This window comes from Streptomyces sp. XM83C (assembly GCF_023072675.1).
Classification (GTDB): Bacteria; Actinomycetota; Actinomycetes; order Streptomycetales; family Streptomycetaceae; genus Streptomyces; species Streptomyces thermocoprophilus.
Genome location: NZ_JALLGL010000692.1, coordinates 1 through 253, shown reverse-complemented (window position 1 = coordinate 253; position 253 = coordinate 1). Strand labels below are relative to the sequence as shown.

At 58.1% G+C, this 253-nt stretch carries 1 pseudogene; it reads right to left on the bottom strand.

The window, feature by feature from the left end:
- Positions 1-79: pseudogene (locus MTQ10_RS31090) on the bottom strand (IS5/IS1182 family transposase); the annotation flags it as partial.
- Positions 80-253: the final 174 nt, after the last annotated feature.

Below are 253 nucleotides of genomic sequence, written 5' to 3'. Positions count from 1 at the left end.
GCTTGTTGAACTGCCGCGGGCTCAGCCCGGTGAACGGACCTATCCAAGAGGGCTCCGACGCCGTGATCACACCAGCCACAGCAAAATGATCTCACCTCTGACCAGCAGTTACGGGACAACCTCTAGCTTGATCTTTAACCTCGGGGTCCGAACGGGGCCTCGTACTTGATCACTCGGACTGGTAACTGCGGTATGTACAGGCGGCCTTCGGCCGAGCATGTGATCCGACCAAGGAACACACAAGCTCAGCACG